This window comes from Micavibrio sp. TMED2 (assembly GCA_002168225.1).
Taxonomy (GTDB): domain Bacteria; phylum Pseudomonadota; class Alphaproteobacteria; order TMED2; family TMED2; genus TMED2.
Map to the genome: position 1 here is coordinate 1,510,565 of NHBH01000001.1, position 20,567 is coordinate 1,531,131.

Annotated in this window: 19 protein-coding genes; all 19 read left to right on the forward strand. The window is 56.5% G+C overall.

Annotated features, from left to right (window positions below):
- The first annotated feature begins 10 nt into the window (after positions 1-10).
- The 19 genes from CBB62_07200 to CBB62_07290 all read left to right on the forward strand — a co-directional run bounded on the left by CBB62_07200 (position 11) and on the right by CBB62_07290 (position 20,445).
- Positions 11-415: a low molecular weight phosphatase family protein gene (locus CBB62_07200; GenBank protein ID OUT42691.1), complete on the forward strand. Its 405-nt coding sequence runs from the start codon at positions 11-13 to the stop codon at positions 413-415.
- Between the two features lie 177 nt (positions 416-592).
- The gene (locus CBB62_07205; GenBank protein OUT42079.1) at positions 593-1,543 is read left to right on the forward strand and encodes a hypothetical protein; all 951 of its coding nucleotides are present in this window, start codon (positions 593-595) and stop codon (positions 1,541-1,543) included.
- A gap of 149 nt (positions 1,544-1,692) precedes the next feature.
- On the forward strand, positions 1,693-3,474 hold the full coding sequence (locus tag CBB62_07210) for a hypothetical protein (GenBank protein ID OUT42080.1): 1,782 nt from the start codon (positions 1,693-1,695) through the stop codon (positions 3,472-3,474).
- Between the two features lie 9 nt (positions 3,475-3,483).
- Entirely contained in the window at positions 3,484-4,842 is a 1,359-nt protein-coding gene (locus CBB62_07215) for a hypothetical protein (GenBank protein ID OUT42081.1), read from the forward strand.
- 3 nt (positions 4,843-4,845) lie between these two features.
- Complete coding sequence (locus CBB62_07220) at positions 4,846-5,736, forward strand: hypothetical protein (protein OUT42082.1); 891 nt, start codon at positions 4,846-4,848, stop codon at positions 5,734-5,736.
- Positions 5,737-5,775: 39 nt separating this feature from the next.
- Positions 5,776-6,606: a hypothetical protein gene (locus CBB62_07225; protein OUT42083.1), complete on the forward strand. Its 831-nt coding sequence runs from the start codon at positions 5,776-5,778 to the stop codon at positions 6,604-6,606.
- Positions 6,607-6,776: 170 nt separating this feature from the next.
- Positions 6,777-7,151 (forward strand): hypothetical protein, encoded by a 375-nt coding sequence (locus CBB62_07230; protein OUT42084.1) that lies wholly within the window; start codon positions 6,777-6,779, stop codon positions 7,149-7,151.
- A gap of 562 nt (positions 7,152-7,713) precedes the next feature.
- Positions 7,714-8,235 carry a hypothetical protein gene (locus tag CBB62_07235; protein OUT42085.1) on the forward strand — a complete coding sequence of 174 codons (522 nt, stop codon included), beginning with the start codon at positions 7,714-7,716 and terminating at the stop codon, positions 8,233-8,235.
- An 84-nt stretch (positions 8,236-8,319) separates the two neighbouring features.
- On the forward strand, positions 8,320-8,514 hold the full coding sequence (locus tag CBB62_07240) for a hypothetical protein (protein ID OUT42086.1): 195 nt from the start codon (positions 8,320-8,322) through the stop codon (positions 8,512-8,514).
- Positions 8,507-9,136: a hypothetical protein gene (locus tag CBB62_07245; protein ID OUT42087.1), complete on the forward strand. Its 630-nt coding sequence runs from the start codon at positions 8,507-8,509 to the stop codon at positions 9,134-9,136. The genes CBB62_07240 and CBB62_07245 overlap by 8 nt, the downstream gene beginning before the upstream one ends.
- A gap of 98 nt (positions 9,137-9,234) precedes the next feature.
- Positions 9,235-10,554 (forward strand): hypothetical protein, encoded by a 1,320-nt coding sequence (locus CBB62_07250; GenBank protein OUT42088.1) that lies wholly within the window; start codon positions 9,235-9,237, stop codon positions 10,552-10,554.
- Between the two features lie 102 nt (positions 10,555-10,656).
- Positions 10,657-11,946 carry a hypothetical protein gene (locus tag CBB62_07255; protein OUT42089.1) on the forward strand — a complete coding sequence of 430 codons (1,290 nt, stop codon included), beginning with the start codon at positions 10,657-10,659 and terminating at the stop codon, positions 11,944-11,946.
- Between the two features lie 9 nt (positions 11,947-11,955).
- Entirely contained in the window at positions 11,956-13,917 is a 1,962-nt protein-coding gene (locus CBB62_07260) for a hypothetical protein (protein ID OUT42090.1), read from the forward strand.
- A gap of 177 nt (positions 13,918-14,094) precedes the next feature.
- A complete protein-coding gene (locus CBB62_07265; GenBank protein ID OUT42091.1) occupies positions 14,095-14,802 on the forward strand; it encodes a hypothetical protein in 708 nt (235 codons plus the stop codon).
- Positions 14,803-14,992: 190 nt separating this feature from the next.
- Positions 14,993-15,373, forward strand: a complete 381-nt coding sequence (locus CBB62_07270) for a hypothetical protein (protein ID OUT42092.1) — start codon at positions 14,993-14,995, stop codon at positions 15,371-15,373.
- Positions 15,374-15,406: 33 nt separating this feature from the next.
- Complete coding sequence (locus CBB62_07275; protein OUT42093.1) at positions 15,407-15,787, forward strand: hypothetical protein; 381 nt, start codon at positions 15,407-15,409, stop codon at positions 15,785-15,787.
- A gap of 48 nt (positions 15,788-15,835) precedes the next feature.
- Positions 15,836-16,210 (forward strand): hypothetical protein, encoded by a 375-nt coding sequence (locus CBB62_07280; GenBank protein ID OUT42094.1) that lies wholly within the window; start codon positions 15,836-15,838, stop codon positions 16,208-16,210.
- A gap of 157 nt (positions 16,211-16,367) precedes the next feature.
- Positions 16,368-17,072 carry a hypothetical protein gene (locus tag CBB62_07285; GenBank protein ID OUT42095.1) on the forward strand — a complete coding sequence of 235 codons (705 nt, stop codon included), beginning with the start codon at positions 16,368-16,370 and terminating at the stop codon, positions 17,070-17,072.
- Positions 17,073-17,301: 229 nt separating this feature from the next.
- Positions 17,302-20,445, forward strand: coding sequence for a hypothetical protein (locus CBB62_07290; protein ID OUT42096.1), 3,144 nt, complete (start codon positions 17,302-17,304; stop codon positions 20,443-20,445).
- The last annotated feature ends 122 nt before the right edge of the window (positions 20,446-20,567 follow it).

Here is a 20,567-nt window from a genome sequence, read left to right on the forward strand (position 1 = left end):
TGGCTCCAGTATCCTCTTCTCCTGCACCCTCAATTCAATCCGCTCACCGATTGCGGAAGCGCTGATGAAGCGCCTGACCGGCACCAAATATTATGTCGACAGCGCCGGGCTGCGCAGTGCACCGATAAACCCAATGGCGGTCAGGGTGATGGCGGAGCTGGATTACGACCTCACCAAGCATCGCTCCAAGACATTCGACGATCTGGGCGATATGTCCTTTGATCTGATCATTACCCTGTCTCCGGAAGCCCACCACCGGGCGCTTGAGGTAACCCGACTCCAAGCCTGTGATGTGGAGTATTGGCCGACCTTTGATCCCCTGCTGCAGGAGGGCAATGCCGATCAGCGCATGGATGCCTTCAGACAGGTGCGCGACAGCCTGAATCGCAAGCTTTACAAGCGGTTCAGCATCTAAAACAGACTGTCTTGCAGGGGAGCCGAGAAGGACACAGGACAAGTCCGCCTGACTTTTGCCTTGCATATGCCGGGGAAAATTTTTCGAAAATTTGTGCTTGGCACGGAAAATGCGTATCTTGAGGCACAGTTTTCTGCCGAAAACTTTGAGTAACAGATCAGCAGGCAAGGGGCGAAAATGCCGACAATTCCAGGCGGGGCGGTAAACGTGCATGGCGATGTGGATGGTACGACATCCACGGCTGTGGACGATGCATTGAACAAGCTCGGTGTAACAGATTCCACTGATACCTTTGATGTGATCAGTGCTTCTTCAACGCTGCCCAGCGGATCGGATTTTGCCATCCTGACTGCCGGCGTGGATTCCGTCACCGGTTCTGCCGATGCCAATTTCGTGATCGGCAATTCCAATAACAACATGGTGGATGGTGCATCAGGTGCCGATACGCTGTTTGCGGCGGCGGGTTCCGACACGATTGATGGCGGTGCCGAAAATGATGTGGTCTATGGCGGCTCCGATGGTGACTCGGTTGTGGGCGGCGCTGGTGATGATGTCCTGTTCGGCAATGAGGGCAGTGATACGCTTGTGGGCGGCCTTGGCGATGACCAGATGTGGGGCGGTCAGGGCGATGACATTGTTATCCTTGGCGATGATGATACCGGTTATGGCGGTGTCGGTGCGGATACCGTTTCCGGCGATGTGAATGACAATATTGCCTATGGCAATCAGGACAATGACCTGGTTGATGGGGGCAATGGTGATGATTCACTGTTCGGCGGTAAAGGAGCAGACAGCGTTGTCGGTGGTGACGGTTCGGATGAAATTCACGGTAATGCCGGTAATGATACGTTGAGCGGTGGCGCCGGGGCGGACAACTTCGTCTATCTGCGTTCGACTGACGGCTCCGATACAATCATTGATTTCACATTGGGTGTGGACAAGATCAGTATTGAACGTGACGTCTTCCTGCCCGGTGATCCGAATGAGGTTCAAATCTCCGATTTCACCATCGAAACCATTGGCGGGAACGTGATCATTCATCTGTCCAGTGATGTGAGCGTTACCCTTACCGGCCTGACCGAAGAGCAGGTGCGCCTGCAGTTGGAAGATATCATCGACCTGATCTGATAGGTTTGAATGGTGGTTTTGAAGGGAAGAGCACATTGAACGGGCTTGGCAATGTGCTCTTTTTTCATGAAATCCCGTCACGTTACGACTCTGTCATGGCCGGTTGCTCATATATAATGTTGTATCGCTGAATTGCTGGATAAGTTTCGTTGAAAAAAGCGCCGCCAAAACAACCAACCCATAATCGTGCCGAAGTCAGTCTGCTGACCGAACTGGCGCAGCGCTGCGCGCCCGGATTGGCGGCGTCGTTCTTTGCCAGCTTTTTCACCACGCTCTGCATGCTGGCCCTGCCGCTTTACATGTTTCAGACCTTTGACCGGGTATTGGGCAGCGGCAATCAGGGCACCCTGATCGCCCTGACGACCATGGCGCTCGGCTTCATGATCGTACTCGGCTTTCTCGAATATGGCCGGTCACGCATTCATACCATCCTGTCGAACTGGACCTATCAGCGCCTGCAACTGGATTCATTACAGGCGATGGTTACCGGCAGCCTGAACGGCACTGCCAGACCAACGGAAGTTTTGCGCGATATCAATGAGTTGAAGCGGTTTGTTTCAGGGCGTTACCTGATCGCGGCCTTTGAGGCGGTCTGGTCTGTCCTGTTCATTATCGTCGCCTTCATGCTGCATCCGGTGTTCGGGCTGATCACCCTGTTCGGGATCGTCGGTCTGGCAGCGCTGGCCATCGTCAACCAGATGCTGGCCTCAAAACCGGTTGCAGACAGCATTGAGGCATCGGCCATGTCCAATGCCCATCTGAATGCGGCCCTGCGCAATGCCGAGGTCATTCAGGGGCTCGGGATGGTCAAGACCATCGCCAGACGCTGGCATGAGGCAGAGGAACACAATCTCAAGGTCGGCGAGCGTGGCATCAACCGCGCCGCCAAGGTGACCTCGGCATCCAGAAGTTTCCGGATGGTGATCCAGATTCTGACCCTCGGTGCCGCGGCCAGTCTGATTCTGGCGGGTGAGGTTTCCCCCGGTGTGTTTCTTGCGATCATGGTGATCATGGCCCGTGCACTGCAGCCGTTTGAGCAACTGATTGATGGCTGGGGACAATGGGTTTCGGCCAGCCGGGCCTACAAACGGCTGGAGAAGGCCTTGAATGCGCCGCATGCCGTCATGCCGGAAATGATTTATCCACGCCCGTCCGGACTGATTGAGGTTGAACGTCTGGTCTATATCCCGCCGGGTGTGGACAGTGCCGTCCTGCGCGGTATCAGCTTCACTGTCCAGCCCGGTCAGGCGCTCGGTATTCTGGGGCCGTCAGCCGCCGGAAAATCCACATTGCTGCGACTGCTGCTCGGGATTGTTCGCCCCAATGTCGGTGCCGTCCGTTTTGACGGGCAGGATGTCAATCAGTGGGAACGTGAGGATCTGGGACGCTATCTCGGTTATGTACCGCAGGAGCCGTCGCTGTTTGAGGGCACTATCCGCGACAATATCGGGCGCATGACCGATGCCGATCCCATGGCGGTGATTGATGCTGCCAAACGGGCTGATGTGCATGATATCATTGGTCGTCTGCCGGGTGGCTATGACAGCTTTATCGGGCAGGGCGGGGTCGTACTAACCGGTGGTCAGAAACAGCGCATTGCCTTGGCGCGTGCCCTGTTCGGACGGCCCAGCATCATGTTGCTGGATGAACCGGATGCCAATCTCGACCGCGAGGGTGAGGCCGCGCTCAAACGCACCATCCGCAAGCTGAAACATGAGGGCACGACGGTTATCTGTGTCTCGCATCGCCGTTCGGTGCTGGATGAAATGGACGCGCTGCTGCTGCTGGAAACAGGCTCGATCCGCCGGTTCGGGACCCGCGAAGAGGTGTTGCCATTGATCGATGGCGACAAGCCCAAGGCGGCAATCGCTGCCAAACCCGCCATCCGGGCTCTGCCGGCCACTGGCACCGACAATGCCAAAGGGAAATAGGGATTACCGATGTCGTATCTTCCGGAAACAGACCGTAAGGGAGCCTCGGAACTGACATTGTCGGTATCGGACAATCTCGCTCGCGGACCACGGTTGGGCGGGGTATTCCTGTATCTCGGACTGGTGATTCTGTTGAGCTTTGGCGGTTTCCTGACCTGGGGCTTTGCCGCGCGGCTGGACAGCGCCGCCTATGGTTCCGGCAGTATCGTGGTCGAGAGCCAGCGCAAGACGATCCAGCATCTTGAGGGCGGTATCATCAGCAAGCTGCTGGTTCGTGACGGGCAGTTGGTGCATGCCGGTCAACCGCTGATCATCCTCGATGATACCCAGGCCAGGGCCAGCCTCGGGGTGGTCGAGGGGCAACTTCACGCCCTGCAGGCCCGCCGTGCACGGCTGCTGGCGGAAATTGACGGTGCCGACGAAATCGAATTCCCGCCAGCGCTGTTGCTGGCCCGGAGTGACCCGGATGTCGAAGAGGCGCTGATCAACCAGACCGACCTGTTTACCGCCCGGCGCGATGCCTATGAGAACCAGATATCTCTGTTGCAGAACCGGATTGCCGAGTTGAATGAACAGATTTCTGCCCTGCAGTCACAGTCCCGCGCTGCCACTGAACAGCTTGGGCTGATTGCCGAGGAGATCAATGCGGTCGAAACCCTGCTGGCCAAGGGACTTGAAACACGACCACGGTTGTTGGCGCTTCAGAGGAGAGCATCTGAATTGCGCGGTCGTCGCGGCGAACTCGAAGGCAATATCGCAGAGATCCGCCAGACCATCGGCACGACTCAACTGGAATTGGTTGATCTCGAAAACCAGCGCCGTACCGAAATTGTTGATCAGCTTGATCGCACCCAGACTGAAATCGCCGATCTGAGTGATCGGGCAACGGCAGCACGCGATGTCTTGCAGCGGCGTGAGATTGTTGCACCGGAAGATGGTGTCGTGGTTGATATGCAGGTCTCAACAACGGGCGGTGTTATTAGGCCCGGTGAGCCGCTCATGGATCTGGTGCCTCAGGAGGACCGGCTGATTATCGAGGCCCGGATTCCGCCTGAGCGCATCAATGCCGTGCATCCGGGATTACAGGCACAGGTACAGCTGCCATCCTTCAGCCGCCGCCGGGTGCCGATGCTCCATGGCGAGGTATTGCAGGTCTCTGCTGACCAACTGGTTGATCCGGCCGGGGTTCCATATTTTGCAGTCAAGGTTGCCCTGACCGATCATGCAATGGACAGTTTGCCCGATTATGTTGAACTGGTTCCCGGTATGCCGGCCAATGTCTTGATCGCATTAGGTGAACGGCAGGCAATCGACTATATTTTATCACCAATCATGGACGCGGCGACTTTCGCCATGCGGGAGCAATAGTACATGGCCAGCGAGGCGGATCAGGTGGCGACAGAAACCGAAGGCTATCTTATGGATGGCTTCATTGATGCGGTCGAGGGCGGGCGCATCTATGGCTGGGCCTATGATCAGGAGCGACCGGATGAGATCGCGACGGTCAGCATTTTTCACGGCGAGAAGAAGCTCGGCACCGCACAGGCCGACCGGTATCGTGAGGATCTGGCCAATCGCGGGGCTGGTGATGGCCGTCATGCCTTTGTTTTCGACCTGCCTCCGGAATTGCGCAACCGCCCGGCTTCGGAGTTCAGTGTGTTCTTCGACCAGACCGGTATGGCCGTCAAACGTGGGCCACGGGTGTTCACGATCAATCAGGATGGCAGCGTCGATCATGAGAAAAAAGCCGATGAGGCGTTGAGCGATCCGGGCGAGGTTGCCCACGACCTTTCGGTCAAGCTGAAAGCGCTCAATTTCCGTCTCGACAAGATTGATGAAAACTACCTGAAGCTGGCCCGTATCCTGAGCCTGATGGACAAGCGCCTGATCAGCGAGACCGAAACCATGCGCAAACAGATCGCACATGGTGCCGGTGGTGCCGGCAAGGCCGCATCTGACAACAAGGTAGCTAACAACAAGGCCGCATCTTCGGGAACCACCAACGCTGACCGGCAAAATCTCGGCAAGCTCGAGAAATACCTCAAGGTATGCTGGCGCGATGTTAAGCGTTTGCGTGCCGATCTTGAGTCTGTTGAAGTCTTTGCCATGCGCTTTGATGAGCGCCTTAATGATACCGCGCCGCGTAACGAGATTGAATCCGTGACGCAAAAGCTCACGATGAGCAAGGGCATGGCCCTGATTGCGATTGTGTTGTCCTCACTTGCTATCGTATTCAGTGGCTACGCGGTGTTCTTCGGCTAGTCGATCCACCCAGTTTATTTTATCCGGTTTCATCTTCTCATGTCTTTCGACGGCTCAACCACCGGCTTGCCAGAGCCATTGGTACCTGATGCACAAGCGCTGCATCGTGTCTTCTGGCTGAAACATGTGCTGGAGAAATGTCAGTATCTGCCTGTGCCACCGGATCACCTGCAGTTTGTCGGTGCCGGTGATTTTCATATTGTTGGACGGGAGCTGGCAGGACAGCTGATTGCCTATACGGATATGATGCCCCGGCACAGCATACTGGATGTCGGTGCCGGATGCGGACGCGTGGCCATGCCGCTTGCCCATTACCTGCGGTCCGATACGCCCTATGTTGGCATTGAGCCGGTGCAGAAGGCCGTGCATTGGTGCCGGTACATGATTGGTGGGCGCTATCCGAATTTTGACTTCAGGCTGCTGCCGGTTGCCCATGACCTTTATAATCCGATCGGCAAGGGTAATGCCGATGAGCTTGAATGGCCGGTTGAGGCCGACAGCTTTGACCGCATTACCTGCACATCGGTGCTGACCCATCTGGCGGCACCGACCTGTGCTCATTACGCCCGGCAAATGGCACGAGCCCTGAAACCGGGTGGTATTGCCTTTGTTACCTTCTTCCTGATCGATTCAGCATCACTCAGTACCTCAACAGCATTCGCCTTTGAGCCTTGGGAAACTGGGGATGGGTATACGGCAGACCTGGAAGCGCCGCTGGGCGCTGTCGGCTTTGCCCCGAGCCAGGTGCATGGCTGGTTTGCTCAAGCCGGGCTGGTACCGTATGGTGGACCGGTGCGTGGAAGATGGTCCGGATTGACCGCAGACGGGCCGTATCAGGACGTCTGGTGCTGGCAAAAGCCGGAAAAATAGCGCTTTTTCATCTGTGTCATTATATCGCTATTTTTCATCATCAGGATCAAAACTGGCGTTTCTGTCCGTCACCGGTTTACAAAAAGCATTGGTGCTTTCATAAGGACAGCACATTCTATGGATGAAAGCGTTTAGCAAGTGCGGCGCATTCAGATGGGTTTTTGTTGAGCATGGCTACACGGAAGATCATCACGGTAACGTCTGCAGCTGACTACGGTCAGTGGTGGGTCAAGGTGAAACCAGAAGTGGTCGCCGAAGTGGCGAGGGATATGAAATTCTCTCCGACCAGTCGGCAGGACTTCAAGATGGTTTACATCTCTGAGGATGATTTCCCGGAATTCAAGGAGCGGGCTCGGTCTGCCGGTATCGTCATCAAGGTCGATCCGAATATCGAGTTCCACGATGGCTGGTCGCCGATCCGAGAATACGGAATGGTTGATACAAGCATCGACCGGTCCCTAGAAGTTGGCGATGTCTTGATAATGGCCGATGGTAGAAGAGCAACGATTGAACAATTCGTAGAAGTGGTGGAAGAAGATGCGTAATACCCCAGGTGCTATCATTGTGACTGAAGATGGCGAACGGCAGCTGCTGAAGGGTGGCCCTGCAAGCTATGCAACCGGTGTTACTCCGAAGCTGACTGTAGACGCCAAGGCAAGTGCTGAGCGCAAGTCTACTGGTCCATCACGCGGCATGGGCATGTAATATCTCGTCTGTCAGCCTTGGCTGATTGACTGGAGATAGTGCGGCACCATTCGTCATTTCTTTATCTGAATTAAGTTAAAGCGCTTAGCTGTTGATGCTAAGCGCTTTTCTGTGTTCTTCCGGTTGAAAAAACCGGCTCCTGAAATTGAGTTTTTCACTGGTCATTCCGGTCTGATGGGGGTATCAGAAACGGGGGTGCTGATGTGAAATGTCACGCCATAGTCGCCAAGGGGATGCCGGCGGGATGTCGGTGAGATGCCAAGCGGGGATTGTGGTTGTTACCACAAGTAGTGCCGATACGGACACGAGTGCAAAACTTTGCGGCAGATAAGAGTGGGTATTGGCTTTTCAGCCAGCCTAGGCTTTGTATGATAGGCACGGTTTTCGCTAGCAGAGTAACCTATGGCTTTCTTTGGGCTTAATGTAACCAACCGGTATTTGACGCTTTTCGATGCGGTGGCGCATTCGGACGGCGCTGGTGGTGCCTCGGCTGGACGCAAGGGCCGTTCCTCCTGGAATGACGAGCAGATCAAGAAGCTCCGCCGGATGTGGCTGAGCGGCAGTACCGATGCCGAACTGATCAATGAGTTCGGACGTTCGGCCAATGCTATTGCAATCAAGGCGCATCGGTTGGGATTGCCGCCACGGGCTGAAGCGGTTGCCACCAATGCGGTTGATGAACTTCCGCCGGAAGCGCCGAAGCGTGGCGATGCACTCGATTACCCGGAAGAGGACTGGGGCGATGAGCCCAAGCCGAAAAAACCGAAATCAGTCGGTAAGGTGCGTAATTGCCTGATGTGTGGTGTCGAGTTCTGGTCGAGCCATTCGGGCGAGCGTATTTGCTCAAGCTGCAAATCCACCGAATTCTGGCGCAACGGTGCCTATGCCTTCGGTCATGGTGGCGGTGATGGGGATGACTGGTAACAGGCATCTGACCGGTTACATCGGTAATTATCTCCTATAGAGCCGACATTCATAACCCTGTCGCCTACCGGTAACGCGTCACGGATGCCGCAGCTTGCCAAAATCATCGTAAAAATATGCCACCCCGGCATCAACAATGCCGACAAAACTGCAATGTTGTTCTATACTGCAAACCCAATAGCGGGGCTCGACTCGTTATCCGGGTTTTGTCGGGGCAGCGAGTCGGGTTACGATTCTGAATCAATCGAGTGTGGGCAGGCGGGTATAAATTATGTCTAGACGGCACGACGCAATACAAACCGTCATGATGCGGCACGAGTTTTACCGGGACCGGTTCCGGTGGATGCTCTATGCGCTTGTGGCCCAGTCGGTTGCGCTGATTATCGCTGGTTATTCAGTGTATTACCTCCTGAATGACCGTCCCGAGCCACGCTATTTTGCGACCCGCTCCGATGGTGGCCTGATCCGCCTGACCCCATTGCACGAGCCGATGCTGACCCAGTCGGCCATTTTGACCTGGGCCGGCAAGGCGGCAACCGACGCCTTTACTTTTGACTTCGTGAACTTCCGCCAGCAACTTCAGAATGCTGCACAAGCCTTTACACCTGACGGGTGGCGATCCTTCCTCAAGGCATTGGAAGACTCTCGCAACCTCGAAGCCGTAAGGCAGAAAAAGCTGATTGTGAATGCGGCGCTCCAGGGGGCGCCGGTAATGCTGACTGAGGGCGTCGTTAACGGCGTATATTCATGGCGGATAGAAATGCCCATCGTGGTGGCCTACCGGTCTGCGAACGAGGTTCAGCGACAGAACCTGCTCGTGAACATGACCGTGTCTCGCGTTCCAACTCTGGAATTTCCGGAAGGCGTCGGGATTACGCAATTCGTGGCGAGGCCAAACTAGGCGCAAGCATTGCTGCGCTCCGGCAACATATCTTTGACGGTGGCGCGCGGGGTATTGATGCCCGGTTCGTCTGGCTGAAATCCACCGTCGGGGTCGGGATGGCAGCCCTTGCCGTTTGCGGTGCATCACTGGTCATGCATGAGGCACAGGCACAGGCGCCGCCACCTTTGCCATCATCAGCACCGGCTCTGCCATCAAGCCCGCCACAGGTGCCGAGCGGATTGGGCGGCATGCCGTCCAATACCAATCCGACGGCAAATACCAATACCGGAACCGGCGGATTACCACCCCTGCAGGGCAATCCGGCACTGGTTCAGGGGCAACAGCAACAGCAGTCAAATGTTGTCAGGCCGCCATCTGCCCAGCCACAGACACAGGGGCTTGCCAATAATGCGCCGGTGCAGTTTGCGCCCAGATCATTGCCGCCGGGTGTGCCGTCACGGGTAGCCTTGCCGAATTCTCCGCCGGTCGAGGGGCAGCAAACGCCGCCACGGGTTGATCCCATGGCGTCCGGGCAGATTGTGCCATTGGGGCAGGCTTCGGTTGCGACCGGGGCGGCGCCGGGCGTTGCCACGGTTGATATGAGTGAGTTGGCGGTTCTGCCCGATGGCCGGATTGTACGGATTGATGAGATACCGTCTTCTGAGGAACTGGCATTCGAGCAGGTCCTTGGTAATCTGCTGCCCTTGAAGCCTGACCAGATCCGCGAGTTGCGGCGACAGATCGATATTACCGATCGTGCCGCAGCCGATCCAGTGCGGCCGGAGCAGCCAAGTGTCAGTTCGATGGAAGTTTCGCTGGCACCCGGTGGCGCGCCGCCGCAAATCCGCACCGGTGCCGGTCGGGTTACGGCGCTGTCATTCTATGATGTAACCGGGTCACCCTATCCGGTGTCAGCAGTTGTGGTTGGCAACCCTGATCGATTTCAGGTCGATGCCCCGATCCCGGAAGGCAATCTGGTTACCATTACGCCACTGGCCCCTTATGCCGAGGGCAATATGGTAATTACCCTGCTGGATCAGCCGGTGCCGATATTGGTCAAGTTGATCGCCGGTTCCGAGGTCATTGATTATCGCCTTGATATGCGGGTTGGTGCCCGTGGTCCCATGGCGGCAGCCCCGATCCAGTTTGTTGATTCCTCGCCACAGGTCGGTGGCCCGGTAATTACCAGCTTTCTCGATGGTTTACCGCCTGAAGGGGCCGAGCCCGTGTCGGTTGACCAGCCCGGACTGAGTGCCTGGCGCTATGGCGATGCGTTGTATCTGCGCACACGTATGACATTGTTATCGCCCGCATGGTCGAACAGTGCTGCAGGAGCCGGTGGATTACGGGTATATGTAATACCGGATGTGCCGGTGATACTGGCGTCTGATGACGGGCGTCTGATATCGGTGCGCGTGATGGATCAGGAAAGTTAGTATAAACTGCCAAGGAAATACCGTTTAGCGACGTCCAAGGTTTAAAGGTTGGGATTCAGGGCCATAATTATTAGGGCCGGACCAACCAGTGAGGAAAATGGAATGGCACAATCAAAGTTTGCATCGGCAATGGCTGCGCAGGCACGCGATCCCAAAAGCCGTTTCCTTGCCATTGTGGCGATTGCCATGGCGGTTATCGGTATTGCCATCTCCTATTATACCTTCAAGGAAGATGTGCAGGTTCAGACCAGTGCCAATATCTCCGGTACGCCTGATGTACAGTCGGTCCCGGGTGAATTGGGCTCGCCGTTCTATGAATCCATCCTGTCCGATTTCAACCAGCGGGAATCCGAGCGTGCCCTCAGGGAGGGGCGCGGTTTTGTGCCAGTGCTTCAGGGGCAGTTGCAGATCGATACCGATCTGACCTTGCCACTGCCGCCGGCCCCGATGCCTCAGGTCGTTGAATCCGCACCGGAAGAGCCGGATGCGCCATCCTTGCCGCGCCGTACCAACCTGCAGCCGCCGGCAACACCAAAGCCGCTGCCTGTTCCTGTTGTCGCCGCGCCACCACCACAGGTACTGCCGCAACCGCTCTGGGTTCAGGCGGATCAGGGGCTGGCTTCACGAATGCAGTCACAGATCGGTGGTATTGTTGGTGGTTGGCGTCCGCAGCCGAGCAATTCAGTCGTATTCTATGTGCCGGGCAATCGCCCGACCGGGCAGACCCAGCAGCTTGATTCTTCTCCGCAAATGGGGCCGGCTGTTGCCAATCCGAATCCCGCTCCTGCAGGTGACGAGCAGGTGCGTCTGGTCAAGCCGGGTGAGACGATTTTTGCCCGTCTGGTTACCCGTGCGGTTTCCACCAAGCCTGGGCCGGTACTTGGCGAGATCGTTGGGGGTAAGCTGAACGGCTCACGCCTGATCGGTACTTTCACGCAGAACAAGGACGTTATGTTCCTTGAGTTCAAGACTCTGGTTTATCCCAATGGTGACACCACGACGATCAATGCTGCTGCTGTTGATCCGGCCGATGGCACCACGGGACTGGCAACCAGTGTTGATAACTTCTTCTTCGAGCGGTTTGTTGTCGCCGGTGCTGCAGCGTTTCTGGATGAGTTTGCCGATCAGTTCTCGGACACGGAATCGAGCATTATCATCAATGTGGGCGGTGGTGGCACCACAACTCAGGAAACCAGTGCGGAAGCCTCGCTTGAGGAAAGCCTTGTTGCCGGTCTTGGCGATGCTGCCGAGGTTGTGGTCGATGAAACCGAACGCAACAGAGGCCAGTATTCACGTCCCGAGGTGACCATCGCACAGGGTACTCTCTTTGGTCTGATGTTCCTGGAAGAGCTGGTCGGCCCTGCGCCGGGTTCTTCGGTATATAAGAAATAGGAAGACAAAATGTCTGATCCAAACAATCACGATGAATTCGAAGATGACGACCTGGAGCCCGTATGGGCTTCACCGGATGATGCCGAAGACGACTGGGATGACGGTTTTGACGATGATGCCGACTTCGCCGATGACGGTGATGAATTTGAGGCTTCCGCTGATGATGACGCTCCTTTCGATGATGAATATGAGAGCGAGTTCAGCGACGATGGCACGGCTGAGGCATCGGATGATTTCGATGATGACGACGAAGGCTTCGATGAGGATTTCGGCGGCTATGACGATGATGATGAAGGCTTTGAAGGCGGCGAGTACGACGACGAAGGCGACGAGTATGAGGATGAGGACGGTGAGTTGGCGGCCGATGGTGCGGCTCAACGCAGTGCTGTTCAGAAGTATCTGCCCTATGGTCTCATGGGCGGTTTCGGCCTGTTTGTCCTTTATATGGGGTATACCATTGTCCTTGGCGGCGGCGGTGCACCGCCACCGCCGGCACAGCGCTTGCCGCTGACGCCGCCCCAGCAAACGGCGCAGAACAATACACCTGCTCCGAACAATCCTGCTCCCGGTCTTCCCGGTCAGGCTAATAATACGCAGCAGCCACTGCCAATGCCGGGCCAGCCGCAATCAACGGATCCGGGTAATGTGTCTGTTGCCGATCTGGCCAATATGGCAGGGGGAAATAACCCGCCGCCTGCAGGCCTCGGTGGCATGTCGCCATCCAACCCGACCAATGTTACACCACGCCCGATCAGTGATCTGGCCTCGGCCAACCCGATCAATACGCCAATGCCTACAGGGCAGGTTCAGCCGAATGGCGGGCTGGGTGGCATTGGCACCGCTACACCGGTTCAGGCAGCGAACAATGCGCAATCGAGTATGCTCGGCGAATTGGGCAGCATCGGTACCGCAGATCCGCTTGGCACAGGCGCTTCCGGGGGACTGCCATCTGCCGGTCAGCTGCCGCAGCCTAACGGCATTGGTCTGTCCGGTTCGCTAGGACTGTCTACGAATAATGTAAATCAGCCAGAGCCTACAGGACAGCCCATGGGGCAGATGCCTGCGGGGACGGGAACGTCGAATACCGGTATGGGATCACAGATGCCGGCTGGAATGGCAGCGGTCGAAGGATTTGTCACTGAGGATGATCTGGCATCGGTCGCCAATGATCTCCGCGGCAATCTGACTGCCGAGATCAAGAACGGCATGGATTCTCTGAAAGAGGATCTGCGGGACAGCATGCAAAGTGTCTTCGAAGAGGAGATGGTGCTGATTCAGGGACAGATCAACGGCCTTGAACGACGTATCGCACAGTTGGCCGAAGCACAGCAGGACATGGCAACTGTAGCCGCCGCTCGCCCGCAACAACCGGCCAATGTGCGGCCACAGCAACCTGCTGCTGCACAACCGGTTGAGCCAGTTGCCGAACCCGATGAGATGGTTGACAATCAGGCTCCGGCGCCTGCTGAGCCTTCTCTCGAGGACCAGATGAATGCAGCTCTGGCCTCTGTCGGTGTCTCCGGTTCGGAGAAAGCCACCGCTGCAGGTAATGCGGAGTCAGGTAATACTCAGACCGCCATGTCCAAAGTGGTGTCGCCTGAACAAGGGGCTACCCGTTCAACGGCAACAAGCCGCCCACCGGCCATTCGCCGATCTGCCGCTCCAACATCCGCACCGCCTGTACCTATGCAAAAGCCAGGCTATTTCATGGCCGAGGGACTGGCGCCACAGCCTGGACCATTCGGCGCAAGACTGCCGGTACAGATGGCCGATATGCGCGGGCAACCAAATGGTCTGTACCAGCTCCGCGGTGTCTCATCCGGAACAGCCTGGGTTTCTTCTCAGGATACCGGCACGGTGCTGACGGTTAATCGCGGTGATTTCCTGCCGGGGTTGGGACGGGTTACCGAAATCCGCCGCAGTTTCAATGGCTGGGAAGTGGTCACCGAGCGCGGTATTGTGCGCCAGTAAAGCGGCCTTTCGATAAAACAGTCTATTCGAGGAAATCCGGGACAAAATCCCGGATTTCCTCGTTTGGAACGACAACCAAATTGTCTTAAAATTTTAACTGGCCCTGATTACAGACTGTGAGATACTGAAAATTCAGGGCTGACACTGGTTCAGCATGGGGTATCAGGGAGCGGGTTTATGCGGGTTTCAAGCGCCATTGCATTGATTGCTTTGACATTCATTATCATGAGTGCGCCTGGGCATGCCTATGCGAGTGGTCTTGAACAGGCAGTTACCAATCTCGGTATCGAGCTGTTTGGCGCCAATGCGGTTTCTCTGGGTAGTAATGCTGATCTCGGTGGTCCGGCATTCTTTGTTCTGTCGGTCATTTGTTACATTCTCGGACTGATGATCATGTTCCAGTCACTGGTTCGCTTGTCCCGGGCATCGCAGTTTTCTGGTGGTTTCTCGCCAACGCAGTCGCTTTATGCCGGTCCGATGGTAGGTTTCGTCATTGCCGGTGCCCTGATCGGTCTACCCGACACCTGGCGGGCGTTTAATACGACAATTTTTGAAGGCACGGCGTCGACCAATATCCTGTCATATGATGGCGTCGCTTTCTCGACCATATCCGGCAATGTCGGCAATATCGGTTTCTCCATCACGGCAGGGGCCACGTTTGACGCCTTTATGGCGGTGCTGGTCCTGTTGATCCAGTTCATTGGCTGGATAGCCTTTGTACGTGGTTTGCTGATGATCAAGCGAGCTGCAGAGGGGTCAGGCCAGGCCTCCTACGGCACGGCTATTACACATATTCTTGGTGGCATCCTGTCGGCGAATCTGATTGCAACGGTAGATGTTTTGCAACAGACCATGTGTAACTCTGCTTGTATTGTGAATGTGTAAGTCCGTGTCAGGTATCGATTTTTCGTGATTTTTGGGGCGGTAGCCTGTCGGAAAAACTGTAACAAAAGTTTTGTTATAATTTAGGCAAAATTGTTGATATCAAGACATGTAGGTTGACGGTTTAGGGTGAATACATCCTCTAATCGCCGGGGTTCACAAATATCAAAGTTACCAAATAAGGGGTAATATCATGCGTAAGATTCTTGGTCTGGTTGCAGCCACCGCCGCAATCGCCGTTATTGTTCCAGACGTTGCTCATGCAACGAATGGTATTGCCGGCATGGGCGATCAGCTTCGGGAGCAGATCGGCTCCTTGACCGACCTGATCGGTGCCGCTTCCTTCATCGTCGGTCTAGTGTTTGGTGCCAGCGGCCTGATGAAGTTCAAGCAACATTCTGAAAACCCACAAGGTACACCGCTGTCACATGCCATGGTTCGCTTGCTGGTTGCCGGTGCGCTGATCGCGCTGCCAGCCGTTCTCGGTACCTCTGTCGGTACATTGTTTGGCACTGCGCCATCATCCACGACATCGTCTGGCGGTAGCAACCTGGGCTCCATCACCAGTCAGTAAGTTGGGGTAAACGTGGAAGGGGATTGGCCAACTATGAACAAGTTGCTTCTTGTCATTCTTGTCGCATCATTTTCTGCGTTGGCCTTTGCGCCTGAGGCGCAGGCAGGCGGCGGCGGTATTGCCGATATGGGCGACCGTCTCCGTGACCAGATCGGGTCCCTGACCGACCTGATCGGTGCAGCTGCTTTCATCGTCGGTCTGGTGTTCGGTGCCAGCGGTCTGATGAAGTTCAAGCAGCATTCCGAGAACCCGCAAGGAACGCCGATATCCCATGCGATGGTTCGCTTGCTGGTGGCTGGTGCACTGATTGCGCTGCCATCTGTTCTCGGTACTTCTGTCGGTACACTGTTCGCCGGTTCGACGAATATGACAGACAACCAAGGTTTGGGGCTGGAGACGATCTCCAGGCGATAATGCCTCGCCCCTTTTATTACTCAAGATCTGATAACTAGGAGTATTACAATGAAAAAGACTAACCTGTTTGGTATTGCACTTGCCGTTTCAATGGTTGCGCTTCCTTCACTTGCACACGCAAGCAATGGTATCGCCGGGATGGGTGACCAGCTTCGGACTCAGATCGGTTCCCTGACCGACCTGATCGGCGCTGCTTCCTTCATCGTCGGTCTGGTCTTCGGTGCCAGCGGCCTGATGAAGTTCAAGCAACATTCTGAAAACCCACAAGGTACACCGCTGTCACATGCCATGGTTCGCCTGTTGGTTGCCGGCGCGCTCATCGCGCTGCCAGCCGTTCTCGGTACCTCTGTCGGTACCCTGTTCAATACCGGTGCCCAAACTGACTCTAACGGTGGCGCTCTGACCTCTATCACCAGCCAGTAATCACCTTCAGATTGCCTGAACATCAAGGCCGTCCGGTTTGACCGGGCGGCCTTTTTGTGTGTGAAACGCGATGCTGACCTTTGTTGGTTTCATTCGGAAACCGATTTGCTATGATCAGCTTCTTGCAAATCGCGGATATCAGGCCGGGTAGAAAACTATGGCGCAGAAAAAAGCACTTGGTACAGGCACGCTCATTCTCGGGGCGAAGCGGGCAACATGGCGCGGCGAGGATGAAGCCAGCGCACAGGCTGACGAGCGGTTCCGTGCAGTGAAGCCGAAGGTATTCAAGCGCGATCACTACAAGTGCAAGTTCTGTGGTTTCCAGTCCCGGAAATGGCAGGAAATCCACCATATCGACAGCGATCACCACAATCACGATCCGCGCAATCTGGCGACCATCTGTAATTTCTGCCACATGACATTCCATATCGGACGGGCCGGGCTGGCCGGGGAGGCGGAGCTGATCTGGATGCCCGAACTGTCCCAGCCGCAGTTGAACCATCTGGCGCGCAACTGTTTTGTCGCCATGCGCACTAAGGGGCACACCAATGAGGCGGGAGAGACCGTGTTCTCGGGTTTGCGCATTCGGGCCGAGGAAGCGCGGCGACGTCTGGGGACCAGCGATCCGGCCGACCTAGGTGAAGCCTTGCTCGCGATTGACGAGGAATCCTATGACAAGCGGGATGAGATTCTCGACGGTGTTCGCTTGCTGCCGCTTGGCCGGAAATATGTCGGTGAGCGTGATCTGTTTCCCAAAATGGTCGACTTCTGGGTGTCCCGTCATGGGCCATATGCCAAGTCACGCCCGAAACAATGGCGGGCCGCGGCAGCAAAGCTGGTAAAACGGCTGCCGACACAGTGACAAACCGGTTTTGACTGGCTATAGTGGCTGTGGTGTTTCATCTATACAATACCGAATCATCGCATTTATGCCGCTTAGGGCCTGTCAAATGACATGTCTGCCAAACTGTCCCTTGTGACATGCTGTTCTGACGTCATAATATGGCAGTGAGCGGCATTTGGATTGCGGTTCCGGTGGCTGTTGGGGCCACCCGGGTTTTCACTTCGCAGGCTTCGGGGGAAGTTTAGGCGTGGGTATACTTGATAGTGTTGATCAGATTCTGGCGACCCTGGCGATTGCCGCCCGGCAGCCTTTGGGATCGATGACGACACTTGAGACCATTGATGACAAGCGAACCTTCGTTGCCTCTGACGGGTCGTTGATGACCCTGCTGCGTGTTGACGGTGCCCGCAAGATTGTCGGCGGCGTCGAGTTGGAAGAGCTGAACGAGGGCGCGCGCATTGCCCTAGCACCGTATCTTGATCGTGCCGGCCATGCGCTTCAGGTCTGGTATGTGCGTGACCCCGATGGTGCACCGCTCACTGTGGCGCGTGCTCTGCAGCCGGCCGAACGGGCAGCCTCTGCCATCCGGCTTGAGCTTGATGATCTGTTTGCCGAGCGCAAGCGTCGCCTGCCTGCCTATCTGGCCGCGGAATCATTCTATGTGGCGCTCTGGACGCGCCCGGTCAGCCTGACCAAATCCCAGGCCAATCAGGCCAAGCAGGAAGCCGGCGAATTTCTCAAGGGCCAGCCGAAGAATACCCGTGGTATGAAACTGACCTTCACGCCGGAGAATATTCGCTCCCGGCACCTCGGTTTCTCCACCTCCATGCAGCAGGACCTGTCGGCTCTGGGCATCCGTTGTGAACTGGTTGATGTGCATGAGGCTTTGCGCGCCATCCGGATATCGGTCTATCCGGATACCATCGAGAACAAATGGAAGCCTTCGCTGCCCGGCGATCCGACACCGGCGCGCCCGATGGAAGGTGGCGAGAAGAATGATGTCAGCGGTCTGCTCTGGCCAACATTGTCACAGCAGCTGTTCAACCGGGATGCAGAGCAGGTTTCGCCAAACGCTGTACGGATTGGGGACCTGATTTTCACCGGTGTCGATCTGACCCTTGCCCCGGAAGAGGTGCAGGCATTCTCGGCCCTGCTGTCGCGTCTGGCGGAAAACCGGATGCCGTGGCGCATTTCCTTCCTGTTTGAGGGCGGTGGTGCCGACAGCCTGTCAATGAAGGGGATATTCTCCTCGCTACTGACCTGGGCATCCGATGACAACAAACGTATCAACAACGCGATCAAGCAACTGAAGGCAGCGACCATTGAGGGCGAGACCATCGTCAAGTTCCGGGTCTCCTTCTGTACCTGGGCACCGCAGGATGATGAACGCCTGCTGCGTGAGCGCAGTGCCATTCTGCTGCGGGCGATCGAGGGCTGGGGCCACTGTCAGGCATCCGATATGGCCGGTGACCCGCTTGAAGGCGTCATGTCCTCGGCGCTCGGACTTGCTGTTCGTTCAACCGCCCCGCCGGGCGTAGCGCCGATCCGGGATGCGGTTTACTGGCTGCCATGGGGCAGGGCGGCAAACCCGTGGAAGGCGGGTCCGGTTCTGTACCGTACGCCTGATGGCAAGGCATGGCCCTATCAGCCGGGCAGCAGCCAGCAGACCTCATGGATTGATCTGGTCTTTGCGCCACCGGGTTACGGTAAATCGGTTCTGATGAACACCATCAACCTTGCCTGCTGTCTAGCGCCGAGTACCAGCACCGGTCAGGCCAAGCTGCCGCGTATTGCCATCATCGATATTGGTCCATCCTCCTCGGGGCTTGTCTCCCTGTTGCAGGAGGCCTTGCCCGAGGGGCGGAAATACGAGGCGATGTACAAACGCCTGCAGATGCGCCCGGATAATGCGATCAACCCGTTCGATACCCAGCTTGGCAGTCGCCATCCTCTGCCATCGGAACGGGCATTCATCGTCAACCTGCTGACCCTGCTGGCGACACCGCTTGGACAGCCGAACCCTTATGATGGCATGAGCGATCTCGTCGGTATCGTCGTCGACGAGATGTACAAGATGTATTCGGAATCCGGTATGCCGCGCCCTTATTCCAAGGGGGATGATCCGAATGTCGATGCCTATGTGAAGCAGTACAATATCAGCCTGCAGGAAAAACCGACCTGGTGGGAAGTTGTGGATGCCCTACATAAGGCGGGTTGTGAGCACGGTGCCATGCTGGCCCAGCGCTACGCCGTACCGGTGCTGCAGGATGTGGTGGTCGCGGCCCGGTCCCGGGCGGTTGAGGATCTGTTCTCCGATACCAGAATTCCAACCGGCGAGAGCGTGATCGTCGCCTTTACCCGGATGATTTCCGGCTCGATCCGGGAATATCCAATTCTGGCCGCGCCGACCAAGTTCGATATTGGCGGTGCCCGTGTCTGCGCACTTGATCTTGACGAGGTGGCGCCCCGCGGTGGTGCCTCCGCCGATCGTCAGACGGCGGTCATGTATATGTTGGCCCGCTACGTTCTTGCGCGGGACTACTTTCTGAACGAGGAAGTCCTCAAAAGTTTCCGGCCTGAATATCGACCGCACCATATGCTGCGTATTCGCGAACTGCGGGAATCGCCCAAGCGGCTGATCTATGACGAATTCCACCGTACCGGTGCTGCCGATGCCGTCCGTTCACAGGTCAAGATCGACATTCGTGAGGGGCGGAAATGGGGCGTGCAAATCTGCCTCGCTTCCCAGCTGCTGGATGACTTTGATGACCAGATGGTGGATCAGGCGACCGGCATCTGGATTCTCGGTGCTGGTAGTGAGGGCGCGGTCAAGGAATGTACCGAGCGATTTGCCCTCGGTGCGACAACCAAATTCGTTCTGCGCCACCGGTTGAGCGGCCCGACTTCTGCCGGGGCACCGCTGATGGCGATCCTGTCGCTGAAAGACGGGCGGTATGAGCAATTCCTCGTGAATACGCTTGGTCCGGTTGAGTTGTGGGCCATGTCGACAACCGCCGAGGACGCGGAAATTCGCAAGCGCCTCTATAATCGTATCGGGCCACGGACCGCCCGGGCGCGTCTTGCGGAACGGTTCCCGTCGGGTTCCGCCAAGGGCGAGATCGAAAGACGTGTCGCCGTGATGTCTGAGAGCGAAGACAATATGAGCGACGAGGTGGCCAACAGCATTCTCGATGTCATCGTCGAGGAACTGGTCTCCATGCGTTCCAGCGAAGAACTGGCAGCAGAGCAGAATGACGTGCCTGGCTATGGCAAATCATCCGGCAAGGGTGGTTCCGGTAATGCCAGTGGCAAAACCAAGGGGCCGCGCCCGGGTGGCAAGCCGGGTAATAGCCCGCCACGCAAGCGCAAGAAGAAGAAAGTCTCGGTCTGATCCCGAGGCCTGATATCCGGACAGGACCGGATTTTGACCCGCTTATCGTCACGAATCGTTTTACAGGAATTTTAATCCCGGCCGTCGCGCCGGGATTCTGATTCGTGTTTTTGCGCCAGCGA